We start from the raw sequence: 14,070 nt of genomic DNA on the forward strand, positions 1-14,070 counted from the left end.
GTGCTGTGCTGTGCTGTGCTGTGCTGTGCTGTGCTGTGCTGTGCTGTGCTGTGCTGTGCTGTGCTGTGCTGTGCTGTCGGATTATAAAGCATGGCATTTTCCTTGTCAAGTGTTTTTGTATTCTGAGAATACTTCTCATTATATTTTAACATTTGTTTCTTGTAAGTTAAAATGATTTCAAATACATGACAGAACCTATTCAACTGAACTTAAAAACGCTCAAATTAACATTTTAAAATGCTAATTTGAGCGTTTTTATTTTTAAAGTTTCTCTGGCAAGCTTAGATTATTTTGTATTTTCCTGAGGGAAGATTTCCTAACTCATAATTACCAATCTTCGTACGGATTAAGCGTAGAGTCGGGAAGCCTACATTGGCAGTCATTCGACGTACTTGGCGATTTTTTCCTTCTTTGATGGAAATTTCAACCCAACTTGTGGGTATTGCTTTTCGCTCACGAATCGGTGGCGTTCTCTCCCACAGCCATTCGGGTTCTGAAACTCGTCTAACTTTTGCCGGAAGGGTTTTACCATCCTTGAGTAGCACACCAGCACGCAGTTTTTGAGCTGCTTCTTCTGTAAACTCTCCTTCTACCTGTACAAGATAGGTCTTATAAGACTTGGACTTTGGGTCAGTGAGCTTATGATTTAACTTCCCATCATCGGTCAGTAAAAGCAAGCCTTCACTGTCCTTATCTAACCTTCCTGCAGCATATACATTAGGAATATCAATATAATCTTTCAGTGTCTTACGATTTTCAGTATCAGTAAATTTTGTGAGTACGTCAAAGGGTTTATTAAATAGTAATATCATCTTCTCTATTGTACCAAAAGTAGCCCAGCTTCGCATCTGCCATCAAGCCAACTTCACAACAAAAAAGGCAGTTCTAGTCTGCCTTTTTTGTTTAAATTACATTCATTGTAAATGAGCGGCTCTCCATCACACGGAGGATAGCTTCTGCTGTGTCTAAAGCTGTAAAGAGTGGAATACCACGACTAATTGCTTCCTGACGTATGAGGAAGCCGTCTGTCTCAGTTGTTGAAACACGTTTACTGCCCATGGTATTGACAATAGCTTGAACACGTCCCTTACGAATGTCATCGATAACGGTCTCTTCAGTCGACTCCGTTACTTTACCAACTTCTCGAACATAGAGTCCTGCAGTTTTTAGATACTGTGCCGTTCCCGAAGTCGCTACTAGCGAATAACCAATCTCAGCAAAACGTCTCGCCATCTCTAAGGTTTCTGCTTTATCTTCATCAGCCACTGTAAAGAGGATTGATCCATGATCAGCCATGTGTAGTTTTGCAGCTTCAAAAGACTTATAAAGTGCCTTTTCTAAGGTTGTATCTGATCCCATCACTTCACCTGTCGATTTCATCTCTGGACCGAGAAGGCTGTCCACTTTTGCTAATTTGCTAAAGCTAAAGACAGGTGCTTTGATGTGGACAAGTTCTGACTCTGGGGCGAGACCTGATGTGTAACCGAGCTCTGCTAGTGTTTTTCCTAAAATCATCTGTGTGGCAAGCTGTGCCATCGAAATTCCTGTAACTTTTGATAGGAAAGGAACCGTACGCGAAGCACGTGGATTCACCTCAATAACATATACTTGCTCTTCATGGATGACAAACTGAATATTCATCATCCCGATACAGTTCAAACCCTCTGCCAAGCGTTTAGTGTAATCTACGATTGTCTCAATAATCTTAGGACTAAAGGTTTGTGGTGGATAAACCGCCATCGAGTCTCCTGAGTGAACCCCTGCGCGTTCGATGTGTTCCATGATTCCTGGCAACAAAACATCTTTTCCATCACAAATAGCGTCAACTTCACACTCTTGTCCAGTCAAATAGCTGTCTACTAATACTGGATGCTCTGGCGAAGCCTTAACCGCACGGTTCATATAATTACGTAAATCGGCTTCATTATCAATAATTTCCATGGCACGACCACCTAAAACGAAGGATGGACGGAGTAAGACAGGATAGCCTATCTTCGCGGCATTGGCAACAGCTTCTTCTTCATTCGTGGCTGTCGCACCCGGCGGTTGTGGAATATTTAGGTCTGACAAAGCCTTCTCAAAAGAATCACGGTCTTCTGCACGCTCCAAGTCAGCAACTTGTGTCCCTAAGATACGTACGCCTGCTTTTTCTAAAGGTTCTGCAAGGTTGATCGCTGTCTGCCCACCAAACTGCACGATAACACCCTTAGGCTCTTCCAAGTCGATAATGTTCATAACATCTTCGAAAGTTAATGGTTCAAAGTAAAGTTTATCTGAAATTGAGAAATCAGTAGAAACCGTCTCAGGATTGCTGTTAACAATAATTGCTTCATAACCTAAAGCCTGAATCGCTTTAACAGAGTGAACAGTCGCGTAGTCAAACTCCACCCCTTGACCAATACGGATCGGACCTGAACCTAAAACAAGAATCTTTTCTTTTTCAGATTTTACAGATTCGTTCTCCCATGCATAAGACGAGTAGAAATACGGTGTGCTACTTTCAAACTCGGCAGCACAAGTGTCTACCATTTTGTAGACAGGCAAAATCTCTCCATCTTTGCGACGACGGCGTACTTCTGACTCTGTCACATTCCAAAGTCGAGCAATCTCTTTATCCGAAAAACCATTTTTCTTGGCTGTCTTCAAAATTTCTGGATCAAAAACATTCAATTCTAACTCTTTTTCAATCTCAACGATATGGAGTAATTTGTCTAGGAAGAAAATATCAATCTTACTTAAAGCCGCAATTTCTTCAATGGGAATCCCCCGGCGAATCGCTTCGGAGATATAGAAGAGACGGTCATCCTGTGCTTTGATAATTTTTTCGTACAAGAACTCTTCTGTAACTTTCTCTGCTTCTTCCAGACGATTGTGGCTCACACCTATTTCTAAAGATCGTACAGCTTTCAGGAGACTTTCTTCGATGTTACGACCGATAGCCATAACTTCCCCTGTCGCTTTCATTTGCGTACCAAGGTTACGGTCACCATGTTCAAATTTATCAAAAGGAAAGCGTGCAATTTTAGAAACAACGTAGTCAAGAGCTGGCTCAAACATAGCATAGGTTGTGTTTGTGACAGGATTGATGATTTCATCCAGCGTCATGCCAACTGCAATTTTAGCGGACATCTTAGCGATAGGATAGCCTGTCGCCTTAGAAGCCAAGGCAGAAGAGCGTGAGACACGTGGGTTTACTTCAATCACATAATATTTATAAGAATGTGGATCCAAAGCAAGCTGAACATTACAGCCCCCTTCGATTTTCAAAGCACGAATGATTTTTAATGAAGCATCACGAAGCATTTGGTATTCAACATCTGACAAGGTTTGACTTGGCGCAAAGACAATCGAGTCTCCTGTATGTACACCTACGGGGTCAAAGTTTTCCATGTTGCAGACCACGATGGCATTATCCGCTGAGTCACGCATCACTTCATACTCTATTTCTTTATAGCCAGCTATTGATTTTTCAATCAAACATTGTGTCACTGGAGAAAGTTTTAAGCCATTGGCAACGACCTCGCGAAGTTCAGCTTCGTTATCACAAATACCGCCTCCTGTTCCTCCCATCGTAAAGGCTGGACGGATAATGATAGGGTAGCCGATTTCTTTTGCTTGCGCAACTGCTTCTTCAACAGTTGTTGCAATTTCGGATTCGCACAAAGGTTCGCCGATACTTTCGCAAAGCTCTTTAAATAATTCACGGTCCTCTGCTCGGTCAATTGCTGATAGTTTTGTGCCCAAAAGTTCAACCGAAAGTTCTTCCAAAATACCACTTTCTGCTAATTCCATCGCCATATTTAGGCCAGTTTGACCGCCTAAAGTCGGCAAGAGCGCATCTGGTCTTTCTTTACGAAGAATTTTACTGACAAACTCAAGCGTAATCGGCTCAATATAAACCTTATCCGCAATTTCACGATCAGTCATAATCGTTGCTGGATTAGAGTTCACAAGGACAACTTGATAACCCTCCTCTTTAAGTGCCAAGCAAGCTTGAGTTCCTGCATAGTCAAATTCAGCAGCCTGACCAATAACAATCGGTCCTGAACCGATGATCATAATCTTTTTAATATCCGTACGTTTTGGCATAGTATCCCCATTTCTAAAATTCCAAAGCAGCTGTGAGATAAACTTTGCACCACTCTTTGACAGGCATTTTCTCGCTTTCTGAGAAATTTAAGAAAAAAGCACCTGCCAGAAAAAGCAAGTGCAAAGAAGATAGAGTATTCCCTTTTTATTTAAAGGGCTTAATATTCATGTTCACAACCTTGCTAGCCTCTCTGGACCAGTTTAAAAGTTTTATCCTTAGTAGGATATCATTTTCTAAAGAAGCAGTCAAATGAAAACTTTGAAAGAGCATCTCCTTCATAATTTTATTTTTTAAAATACATTTATCTAAACAAACGATAATAAGAATTACATTAAATAGAAAACGCTTATATATTAATAAACAAAAAAAGAAAACCTTTGTTGATTTTGGATGAATCATTTTATTATTTGATACCAGATAATCTATAAACCCACTTTGCAAAGGGATTCTATTCCTTTTTTTAATTTAAAGGTAAATTCATAATTAAATTTTTTTAATAATATCCTTGACACTTTTCGTAAAAATGTTATAATTAATCCATAAGTAAATTAGAAATAAATAAGAAGTTTGACAAAGGGGACAATATGATCAAAATTTATACAGTTGCTGGTTGCAGTTCAAGCCAAAAAGCAAAAAAATGGCTCGTTGACAACGGTGTAGATTTTCAAGAAATAAATCTTCTCACGGATGATCTTAAAAAAGAGGATTTGCTTGAAATACTTGCTTTGACTGAAAATGGTACGGAAGAAATTATTTCAAAAAGAAGTCGTGCTTATCAGAGTTTATCATTAGATCTTGAACGATTTTCTTTAAATACCTTGATTACAATCATGAAAGAGAACCGTTCTATTCTACGTCGTCCTCTTATTCTGGATGATAAGCGCCTTCAGATTGGTTATAATGATGATGATATTCGAAAATTTCTACCACGTCCTGTCCGCGAAGTAAGACTAAACGATATTAGTCGCAAAGTCCGTGATATTGTATTAGAACGTGATTTCCATATTCATGCAAGTTGATAAAAAAAAGCCAAGAGCTCTGGATTCAGAAGCCTTGGCTTTTTCTATCATGCTTTATTTTTTAACTTGTCTTCATTTCTAATATTGTTAAGTGATTGTTTCAAAACTTTAAGCAAACCATCACTACTATAGATCAGAACATTTGATTTATAAAGTCGTGCAGAGAACAAGAGAATAAACAGCATCGTCACAAACATAATCCCCATGGATATCCAGACTTGTAAATTACTTGCTACGCCTGTTGCAATCTGCATGGGCAAGACAAAACTAGAGATAAAGGGAATATAACTTGTCACAGTCATCACGATATTATCAGGCTGAGAAGCGAAAATTACAGAAAGCATATAACCAAGTAGCCCAATCATTGTCATAGGTGTTTGGGCTTTGGGTACATCTTCCACTCGAGAAATGAGTGAGCCAGAAAGGGCTGCTAAGAATGTAAACAAAAGAATACCCAAGATGACAATTGGAATAACCAGCCAAAATTGTCCTGTAAAGACTTCTTGAAGATTCAAACCGTTAAGGAAACTACGTATCATATCATTATCTCTGAAAAGTAGATAACCCACGCCAATCTGTACAACATAAGCCAGTACGTTAACTGAGCAGACTAAGATGATACCAACCAACTTACCATAAAAATGTGTTTCGGCTTTAACGCTGGAAAGAATAACTTCCATGATACGCGTTCCTTTTTCGCTGGCTATTTCTTGTGCTACAATGCTGCCATAAGTCGCAACGAAAATCCAAATCATAACAATCAAGACTGTAGCTATAACCTGCCTTAAACCAGAATAATCTGTACCTTGAATTCGATTGCCATCCGCGTCAAATTCAACATGCATAGGTTCTAACTTAGCAGGAGAAAGAAGATTTGTTTTTTCGTCTGGTGACAAGCCTAATTGAGTAGCAAAGACACTTTGTTGGATTGCTGTAAGTGTCTGTGAGACAGTCATTTGAGTTGCCGTATCAAGAGAACGTGTGGTTTCTAAGGTTGAGCTTATTTTCCCTTGATTCATCTCTAAAGCTAAAATAGCACCTACATCTTCATCTTTAAGTTTACGGTCTGCCGCTGCTCTATCCAGTACTTCATATTTAATGTTACCTTTAACTTCAGTTAGTGCGCTTCCGATTTCCTTATTCTTTGTCACTACTGCGATACGATCAACATCACCTGTCCCATCATTGGCAACTCTTGCAATAACATAGATAACTAATCCAATAAGAAGTGGAAGAAATACCATGACTAAAAAGGCAACCGATTTAACATTTTTACGAAAGACTTCTTTTACTATTGTCCAAAACTTACTATTCATGAGCATCACCTGCCTTCATTTTGAATATTTCTTCCAAGCTTGGTGGTTGTTGTGAAAACATCTGGATATAGCCTGATTTTGTAACATAGTCAAAGACAACTTTGCCAGCTTCTTCATTTTCTAAGGTTAACTCATAAGTACCATTACGTTCCACATGTACTTCTTTTACACCTTCCAGCTGTGCGAGTTCTTCTTGTGCTACAGGTGCCTCAATAAATACTTTAGTCCGTCCAAAACTTTGCCGTACAGCATCGACAGTCCCATCTAGTATTTTCTTACCTTCTTTTACCATAATCATCTTATCCACCATCTTTTCGACATTCATCATATTATGGTCTGAGAAGACAACGCAGACCTTTTGGTCTCGAAGTTCAGCTACAGCTGTTTTGAGTAGCTCTGCGTTTACAGGATCTAAACCAGAGAATGGCTCATCTAAAATAACAAGTTTTGGTTCATGGATAAGCGTAGCAATAAGCTGAACTTTTTGCTGATTACCTTTTGATAAAGTTTTAACCTTATCTGTTCGCTTACCTTTAACCTCAAATTTTTCCATCCAATAATCGATTTTCTCATCGATTTCTTTTCGCGTTCTCCCCCTTAGTTGGCCAAAGAAACGCAACTGTGTTTCTATGCTGTCTTTCGGATACAGTCCCCTTTCTTCTGGCAAATAACCTATGATATTATATTCATCACTTGAGAGTGGCTTGCCATTCCAGAGTACGTTCCCAGAATCTTGCATCAAAAAATCCAATATTAATCTAAATGTTGTTGTTTTTCCCGATCCATTTTGACCGATAAAACCTAATATCTCACCATCTTCGATAGTAAAACTCAGATCATCAACAGCAACAAGTTCTCCGAATGTTTTTCGGAGATTTTTCACTTCGAGCATCCCTTCCTCCTTAAAGTTAAATGTTAACCTTTTTACTTAGTATACCTTATTAAGATGAGATATTGAAATAAAAACCTTATTCTTTCTTGGTTACAAATAAAACAAAAAAAGAAGCAAGTATCTCTTACTTCTTTATTATTTTAGGATGGATTAATAAAGTAAACTCCTGATGTTGAGACAGTACGCTGTGAACCCCAGCCACCATTAAAGTTTCCTTCGGAAATTACAACTTGACCATTGCCCAAAACTTGTTCTACAACCCCTACGTGACCATAATAAGAATCTGCACCTTGGACTCCTGCAGGAAAGACAATGATATTACCCACAGCTGGACCAGCGTTAGCATAAACTACCCAATCAGCGGCATTCCCCATATAAGTAGGCATATTTCCTCCGAGACGTTCCCAAACATAAGCAGTACATTGACCTGCGGGATATGGGTTTTGAGTCACTATCGGTGGTGGCGGCGGTGTTGGCCCTGGTGTAGGAGGGGGCGTTGGTCCTGGGTTCGGTGGTATAACCTCCGAATCATCTCCCAAGTCTGGTGTTGAAGGTTGCAGCGGCGTTGGTTCATCTTCCTTTGCCTTTTCTTGCTGAGCTACCATTGATTGCTCAGCGGCTAACCGTTGTGCTTCTTCCGCTGCTTGTGCTGCACGTTCAGCTTCGGCTTTTTGGTAAAGCAACTCTTGCTTTTTACCTTCTTCAGTTGTAATTGTGGCTTCATAACTAAGCTGAGCAACTTTAAGTTGAGCTTCTTGAGTTGCTAACTCGTCCGCCTGACTTTCTAAGTCTTGTTGCAAGCGTGTCACCTTAGCATATTTCTCTTGATTATCTTTGAGTTTATCTTGAATAGCCTTTTGATCTGCCTCTTGTTGCTCAAGCATCGACTTATTCGCATCAGCAACCGTTGCCATCGCAGTCACTTTTTGGATGGCATCTGTTATTGACTTAGAATTCAAAAGAGTAGAAATATAATTGGTCGCTCCACCTTCTGTTTGTGCACTCCGTGCCTGAGCTTCCAAAGCTTCACTACGTTCTTGGATATTCTTATTTAATTCTTGAATCTGTGTAGATTGTGCTTTCTGTTGTTTTGATAACTGTTCAACTTCCTCCTTCATTGAAACTTGTCTCTCTTTCAATGTATGAACTTGGGTACTTACAGCATCTACTTGTGATTGAGCTTGAGCAGCCTCACCCTTTACAGTAGCAATCTTAGAATCTTGTTCAGCAATTTTTTGTTCTGTTGAATCTGCTTTCACGCTAGACAGAGGAGCACCTGCAGTCAAAACAACTGTTGAGAGCATCAATGTCGCAATTAATTTCTTTTTCATAAATTTTAAGTTTACTTCCTTATGTTTTCTTATTCGAACATTACCATTGTATCACAAAACCTTTTGTTTTTATTACAAAAATACTCTTTTAGATTACACGTGAGTTACACAATGTTTCTCAAACGTAATATATTTTTAATGAACTGTATAATTTAAAGAAACGAAAAAAGCTCCAAAAATAAGGAGCTTTTCAATAAAAGGGCGTAAATTAATATTATAGTTTGGCAAGCACTTTATCAACAAAAGCATCCACTTCATTGATTTGCTCTTTTGTTAAATCACCACCAGCAGGAGCGAAAAACGTCATTCCTTGCATATTTAAATGCAAATCAAAAGATTCTTCATGAACTTTAATACCTTTGTCTTTCGCTGCTGCAGTAATTTTTTTAATTGCCGATTCTAAGTGACCAGAAGTAGAAAAAGCAACAATCTGTTTGATTTTCCCACTGTCCAAAGCAGCCAAGTATTCCTTCATATCTTTTGTTACAGAAGCAAACCAAACACCTGCTCCAAGGAATAAGACATCCACTTCTTCTTCTAACGGTTCCGAGATTCGTTCTGCTTTCACATCAATTTTTTTCGCAATTTCATCAGCAACTGCACGGGTATTTCCACCACGTGAAGCATATCTTACTGCATATTTCATTTTAATAATTCCTCCTTTGTTCCTTCACTTATAGACTATCATATTTTGTGAAGTATGTGAAATTTCTAGCTTATAAATTTTTGAAATACCCTTGGTATTAATAGGTTTTTTAAAGTAAAAAAGCTTTTCCATTGAAAAGCTTTTTATTTGTTTATTCTCCGTCTTCCCTTTGGCTTCACCCTTTTATAGGATGAACGAGACAGACGTGCTCGTTTATGTTCTAATTTTTTTCTACCTGCTTCACGAACTAATACAAACTCAGGCAATTGATTATATTTCATGGAAAGTACGAGCCCTAAACCAATAATATTACTGATCAATGCCGAACCACCTTGCGAAATGAACGGTAAAGGAATACCAGTCAATGGTACTAAGCCAATCGCTGCTCCAATATTTTCAAAGACGTGGAATAAAATCATCATGATAATTCCCGTTGATATAAAGATATAGAACTGATTATTAGACTGGAAAGTCACGCGAATCATACGGTAAATCAAGATAAAGTAAAGTAAAATTACGAAAGTTGCACCGACAAAACCAAAATCTTCTCCGATAACGGTAAAAATCATATCTGATTCACGGACAGGTACATTAACATTTGCCACCCCAAATCCATGTCCGAAGAGACCGCCTACTCCAATGGCAATCAATGCACGAGATTGTTGAAGTGAAAAGGTCTGTGTATACTCAAAGGGATGTAGCCAAGCTAAGAAACGATTGATCTGATATTGGCTGAAAACAGTCCCCAAAAGTTCTTGTCCCTTAGGATTCATAACCATGGCCACAACTCCTACTGCCACAAGGATAGCAACAAGAAGGACGGGCAAGATAATTTTCCAAGATACACCTGAAACGAGAATGATTCCCGCTGCAATCACAAGGAAAACCATGAAGGTACCAAAGTCCTTTTGCAAAGCGGCAAGAATGGCAATGGGCACAGTAGCCAAGGCAATTTTTCCAATCAGGATAAAATCATCTTTAAGATAACGTTTTTTCAGTTTGTTTTGAAAAGAAACCACAACCCTTGCTAAAAATAATATATAGGCTATTTTCATCAGCTCGGAGGGTTGAAAAAGATTGGTGTTATGAAAGGCCACCCAGTTCTTCGAACCCGTGAGCTCATACATGGAAGGACTGTAGAAGAATATGGGCAGTACCATCAGAACCAGCCCAATGCCATACAGAACCGGTGTGAGGTTCCAAAGCAGCCTCGAGTCCATATGCATAACAATTAAAGCTAAGATAACTCCAACAATAATCCAGGTTCCTTGTTGACCTACCATCTTAACAGCTTGCGCTGGATAGTCATGACTTACAGCAACCCAAATGGCGTAAAGACCGATAACTGTTAAAAGAAAAGCCGGCAGGATGAGCGCATAGTCAATACGACTATCAAAAGTTAGCTTATTTTTAGGCTGCTTTTTCTTTTTATTGATTGTATTTGTTTTATTATTCAAAATGAAGCTCCATCACTAGAAAGTCTATAGGCTCTATTATACATTATTTATATAAAAATGGTTGCTTTCGCAAAACCATTTTTGTTCGTTATTTAAAGTTCTAGTTAGAACAAATTTCCAAGTAAATTTCCACCGAAGATTAAAGCATATGAATAGAATAAAATCGGCAGCGGCTTACATAAAATCATCACCCAGTTAAAGAATTTCCAACTCATACGAGTCTGACTTGCAATGAGAACCAAAGCGTCATCAGGCGCGATTGGTGATAGAATTAAAAGCAGAAAAGCAATGTTAAATCTCTTTTGTCCTTTTTCGAGCCAAGCCATATACTTGTTGTAGGTTTTCTCTTTGACAAAGACCTGGACTAAGGACTGTCCATACTTTCGTCCAAGATGGAAAAGTATTACTGAGCCAACAACAATCCCGACATAATTGTAAACGAACCCCCAGAAAGGTCCAAATATTAAGACCCCTGCTGCAATTGTTAAGCCTCCCGGAATAATAGGAATAATTACTTGGATGATTTGCATACAGAAGAAAATTATCGGACCAAGCAAAGCATGAGCTGTTACCAGACGTTTTAAAATTTCTTGATCTTGAAAAGCACCGAGATGCCAGAGGTAAACACTACCAACAATAGTAGCAATAAAACCCAAAATTGTAATCACGTTAAAAACTCGTTTGGTATATTTTAAGACATTGTTGTTCATCTTCACCTCGTTTGGATTTAGTTTGCTCTTTCTTTCAGATATTTTTCGCCATCTTCAATCCAAAGTTCTCGTTTCTCGGCTAAGCTTTTAAAGCCAATTTTATTACGTGAATCTGTGAATCGTTTTTTACGATAAAAGTAATGATTTTGTGGATTTTCTTCGAGGCTACGAATTGATAGACTGACTTTACCATTGTACTCATCAATGTCTATAATCTGGGCTTTTACATGTTGCCCTACTTTGATAACTTCTCGAATATTTTTGACGAAACCTGACTGAACTTCGGAAATATGGATTAAGCCCTTATGCTCAGTATTTTGACGATCCACAAACTTTACAAAAGCACCGTAATCCTGAAGCCCGATTATCTCAGCAGTGACTTTATCACCAATTTTTACAGATTTATCAATCATTTTATTTCTCGATAATTTCAATATTTTCGATGACTACATCGTCAACTGGACGATCTTGCATTCCAACACGTACAGCAGCAATTTTATCTAAAACTTCAAATGATTTTTCATCCACAAGTTGACCAAATACTGTGTGACGTCCATCAAGATGCGGTGTACCGCCTTGAGTATAAACCTCAGCAACTTCTTCAGGCCAACCACCATCAATCAAGGCTGATTTTGGATAAGGAAGGTTTTGATTTTGAACGATGAAGAACTGGCTTCCGTTTGTGTTTGGTCCAGCATTTGCCATTGACAAGGCACCTCGAATGTTGAACACATCTTGTGAAAATTCATCTTCAAATTTTTCACCATAGATTGATTCGCCACCCATACCTGTACCTGTTGGATCGCCACCTTGAATCATAAAGTCTTTGATAATACGGTGGAAAATAATGCCATTGTAATAGCCTTTCTTGCTGAGTTCAACAAAGTTTTTTACTGTTTTTGGAGCGAGCTCGTCAAAGAGTTTCACAGTCATATCACCATGGTTTGTACGAATGATTGCTGTTGTTCCATTATGTGCTTCAAGATTAAGTTGTGGGTAAGTCATTTGTTTCTCTTTTCTAAATTTTATCAAAAATCTCGTAGATGAGACTTTCATTTTTGTAAGTTTAATCGATGAGTTGAAGTGCGCGCAAAGCCTTTAATACACCATCATTCTGTACTGTATCCGTGACATAGTCTGCTTTTTCCAGAATGAGAGGATGTGATATTTTCATAGCAACCGAAAGTCCGGCCAAATCAAAAAGCTCCTTATCATTAAGCTCATCACCAAAATTCATCATATTTTCTGCCGAAAGCCCAAGATATTTTAGTACTTTCATACAACCATTAGCTTTACTACCAGAAACTGGAATAATGTCAGAAGAATTTGGATGCCAACGAACCATTCTTACTTTTTTAGATAAACGTTCAGGCAGGTGAAGCCTTTGATCATATTCAGATATCGTAAGCAGTTGAAAAACATCTTGCTCTTTGTAGTAATCAGGTTTAACCTCAAGTATGCCATAATCAGCAGGAATAACTTGTTCAGTCAATCCTTCCCATTTAGAAGCTTTTAAGTTCTCGTTTCCTACAAAAAGATATTCAGCTCCTTCACTCTTTAGCCATGTCACTATTTCATCAACTGTCTCTTTGTCCAAAGGATTTTTGTAAATAATCTCCTGCGCCTGGTTTTGCACCAAAGCACCATTAATCGTTACAAAAAAATCAGGATTTAAATTGCGGATTTCAGGGAGAACATTATAGTAATTTCGTCCTGTCGCAATACCTGTTTTTATTCCTTTTTGGCGTAAAGTTTCAAAGATATAGGGTAAGCTTTCGGGGATATAGCCTGTTTTTAAGTCACGTAAAGTATCATCAATATCGAAAAAAATAATTTTGATTTTTGAAGCTCTTTCGATTAAATCTTTCATGACTCTATTATAACAGATATAGACTATTTTCGCTATTGTACATACAATTAGGGCTTATGCTGCTTGCTTTAAAAGTTGTTTACTGATCAACTAGTTTATGCTGGATAGCATAAATTGTGGCTTGCGTACGATCATTTACTTCTAATTTATTGAAGATGTTAGAGACGTGAGTTTTGACTGTTTTAAGGCTGATAAAAAGTTGATCCGCGATCTCTTGATTAGAAAAACCTTGGGCTAATATTTTCAAAACTTCCATTTCTCTTTTTGAGAGATTATCATACAATTCAGGTTTACGGTATTTTTGCTGGTTAATTTTTTCTTTAACCGCACCCGATAAAACATCTTGCCCACTGGCGACTTTACGAATAGCACTGGCAATTTCGGCAGCCTGAGAGGTTTTAAGAATATAGCCTTTGGCCCCAGCGGCTAAAGCAGGAAAGACTTTTTCGTCATCTAAAAAGCTCGTCAAAATCAGAATTTTCTGTTCTGGCATTTCCGATAAGATTTTTTGGGTCGCACCTATACCATCTAAACGGTCCATAACCAGGTCCATTAGAATAACATCCGGTTTTAAGTTTTTTGCTTTAAGATAGCCTGATTCTCCATCAGCTGCCTCTCCTACTACTTCAATATCAGGCTGTATATTCATAAAGCTAGAGAGTCCTAAGCGGACCATTTGATGATCATCGACAATTAATAATTTTATTTTATCCATTTTTTCCTTTTAACTTTTAACTTT

The 14,070-nt window shown here is 38.3% G+C and carries 13 protein-coding genes; 1 reads left to right on the top strand and 12 read right to left on the bottom strand.

The window, feature by feature from the left end:
* Positions 1-281: 281 nt before the first annotated feature.
* Entirely contained in the window at positions 282-812 is a 531-nt protein-coding gene (locus KJS37_RS00005) for an rRNA large subunit pseudouridine synthase E (RefSeq protein WP_096368489.1), read from the bottom strand.
* Between the two features lie 91 nt (positions 813-903).
* Complete coding sequence (carB, locus tag KJS37_RS00010) at positions 904-4,089, bottom strand: carbamoyl-phosphate synthase large subunit (RefSeq protein ID WP_213495337.1); 3,186 nt, start codon at positions 4,087-4,089, stop codon at positions 904-906.
* Between the two features lie 585 nt (positions 4,090-4,674).
* On the opposite strand from carB, the gene KJS37_RS00015 reads away from it, so the two are divergent.
* The gene (locus tag KJS37_RS00015) at positions 4,675-5,109 is read left to right on the top strand and encodes a Spx/MgsR family RNA polymerase-binding regulatory protein (protein WP_017369054.1); all 435 of its coding nucleotides are present in this window, start codon (positions 4,675-4,677) and stop codon (positions 5,107-5,109) included.
* Between the two features lie 47 nt (positions 5,110-5,156).
* Here KJS37_RS00015 and KJS37_RS00020 read toward each other — a convergent pair whose 3' ends face one another.
* The 10 genes from KJS37_RS00020 to KJS37_RS00065 all read right to left on the bottom strand — a co-directional run bounded on the left by KJS37_RS00020 (position 5,157) and on the right by KJS37_RS00065 (position 14,046).
* Positions 5,157-6,425, bottom strand: coding sequence for an ABC transporter permease (locus KJS37_RS00020; RefSeq protein WP_213495339.1), 1,269 nt, complete (start codon positions 6,423-6,425; stop codon positions 5,157-5,159).
* Positions 6,418-7,317: an ABC transporter ATP-binding protein gene (locus tag KJS37_RS00025; RefSeq protein ID WP_213495341.1), complete on the bottom strand. Its 900-nt coding sequence runs from the start codon at positions 7,315-7,317 to the stop codon at positions 6,418-6,420. The genes KJS37_RS00020 and KJS37_RS00025 overlap by 8 nt, the downstream gene beginning before the upstream one ends.
* A gap of 140 nt (positions 7,318-7,457) precedes the next feature.
* On the bottom strand, positions 7,458-8,648 hold the full coding sequence (locus tag KJS37_RS00030) for a CHAP domain-containing protein (RefSeq protein WP_213495343.1): 1,191 nt from the start codon (positions 8,646-8,648) through the stop codon (positions 7,458-7,460).
* A 214-nt stretch (positions 8,649-8,862) separates the two neighbouring features.
* Positions 8,863-9,294 carry a flavodoxin family protein gene (locus KJS37_RS00035; RefSeq protein WP_017369050.1) on the bottom strand — a complete coding sequence of 144 codons (432 nt, stop codon included), beginning with the start codon at positions 9,292-9,294 and terminating at the stop codon, positions 8,863-8,865.
* A 143-nt stretch (positions 9,295-9,437) separates the two neighbouring features.
* On the bottom strand, positions 9,438-10,751 hold the full coding sequence (locus KJS37_RS00040) for an FtsW/RodA/SpoVE family cell cycle protein (protein ID WP_165713263.1): 1,314 nt from the start codon (positions 10,749-10,751) through the stop codon (positions 9,438-9,440).
* A 104-nt stretch (positions 10,752-10,855) separates the two neighbouring features.
* A complete protein-coding gene (locus tag KJS37_RS00045) occupies positions 10,856-11,461 on the bottom strand; it encodes a TVP38/TMEM64 family protein (protein ID WP_019291660.1) in 606 nt (201 codons plus the stop codon).
* Positions 11,462-11,478: 17 nt separating this feature from the next.
* The gene (locus KJS37_RS00050) at positions 11,479-11,874 is read right to left on the bottom strand and encodes a CvfD/Ygs/GSP13 family RNA-binding post-transcriptional regulator (protein WP_017369047.1); all 396 of its coding nucleotides are present in this window, start codon (positions 11,872-11,874) and stop codon (positions 11,479-11,481) included.
* Position 11,875: 1 nt separating this feature from the next.
* Positions 11,876-12,466, bottom strand: coding sequence for a peptidylprolyl isomerase (locus KJS37_RS00055; protein WP_213495345.1), 591 nt, complete (start codon positions 12,464-12,466; stop codon positions 11,876-11,878).
* A gap of 61 nt (positions 12,467-12,527) precedes the next feature.
* Positions 12,528-13,331, bottom strand: coding sequence for a Cof-type HAD-IIB family hydrolase (locus KJS37_RS00060; RefSeq protein ID WP_213432364.1), 804 nt, complete (start codon positions 13,329-13,331; stop codon positions 12,528-12,530).
* 79 nt (positions 13,332-13,410) lie between these two features.
* Entirely contained in the window at positions 13,411-14,046 is a 636-nt protein-coding gene (locus tag KJS37_RS00065) for a response regulator transcription factor (protein ID WP_213495347.1), read from the bottom strand.
* Positions 14,047-14,070: the final 24 nt, after the last annotated feature.

Origin of the sequence: Lactococcus formosensis (genome assembly GCF_018403745.1) — a bacterium.
Taxonomy (GTDB): Bacteria; Bacillota; Bacilli; order Lactobacillales; family Streptococcaceae; genus Lactococcus; species Lactococcus formosensis.

Bases quoted from the DNA above. Each gene is read 5' to 3' on its own strand.
- KJS37_RS00005 (WP_096368489.1), bottom strand. From the start codon at position 812: ATGATATTACTATTTAATAAACCCTTTGACGTACTCACAAAATTTACT.
- carB (WP_213495337.1), bottom strand. From the start codon at position 4,089: ATGCCAAAACGTACGGATATTAAAAAGATTATGATCATCGGTTCAGGA.
- KJS37_RS00015 (WP_017369054.1), top strand. From the start codon at position 4,675: ATGATCAAAATTTATACAGTTGCTGGTTGCAGTTCAAGCCAAAAAGCA.
- KJS37_RS00020 (WP_213495339.1), bottom strand. From the start codon at position 6,425: ATGAATAGTAAGTTTTGGACAATAGTAAAAGAAGTCTTTCGTAAAAAT.
- KJS37_RS00025 (WP_213495341.1), bottom strand. From the start codon at position 7,317: ATGCTCGAAGTGAAAAATCTCCGAAAAACATTCGGAGAACTTGTTGCT.
- KJS37_RS00030 (WP_213495343.1), bottom strand. From the start codon at position 8,648: ATGAAAAAGAAATTAATTGCGACATTGATGCTCTCAACAGTTGTTTTG.
- KJS37_RS00035 (WP_017369050.1), bottom strand. From the start codon at position 9,294: ATGAAATATGCAGTAAGATATGCTTCACGTGGTGGAAATACCCGTGCA.
- KJS37_RS00045 (WP_019291660.1), bottom strand. From the start codon at position 11,461: ATGAACAACAATGTCTTAAAATATACCAAACGAGTTTTTAACGTGATT.
- KJS37_RS00050 (WP_017369047.1), bottom strand. From the start codon at position 11,874: ATGATTGATAAATCTGTAAAAATTGGTGATAAAGTCACTGCTGAGATA.
- KJS37_RS00055 (WP_213495345.1), bottom strand. From the start codon at position 12,466: ATGACTTACCCACAACTTAATCTTGAAGCACATAATGGAACAACAGCA.
- KJS37_RS00060 (WP_213432364.1), bottom strand. From the start codon at position 13,331: ATGAAAGATTTAATCGAAAGAGCTTCAAAAATCAAAATTATTTTTTTC.
- KJS37_RS00065 (WP_213495347.1), bottom strand. From the start codon at position 14,046: ATGGATAAAATAAAATTATTAATTGTCGATGATCATCAAATGGTCCGC.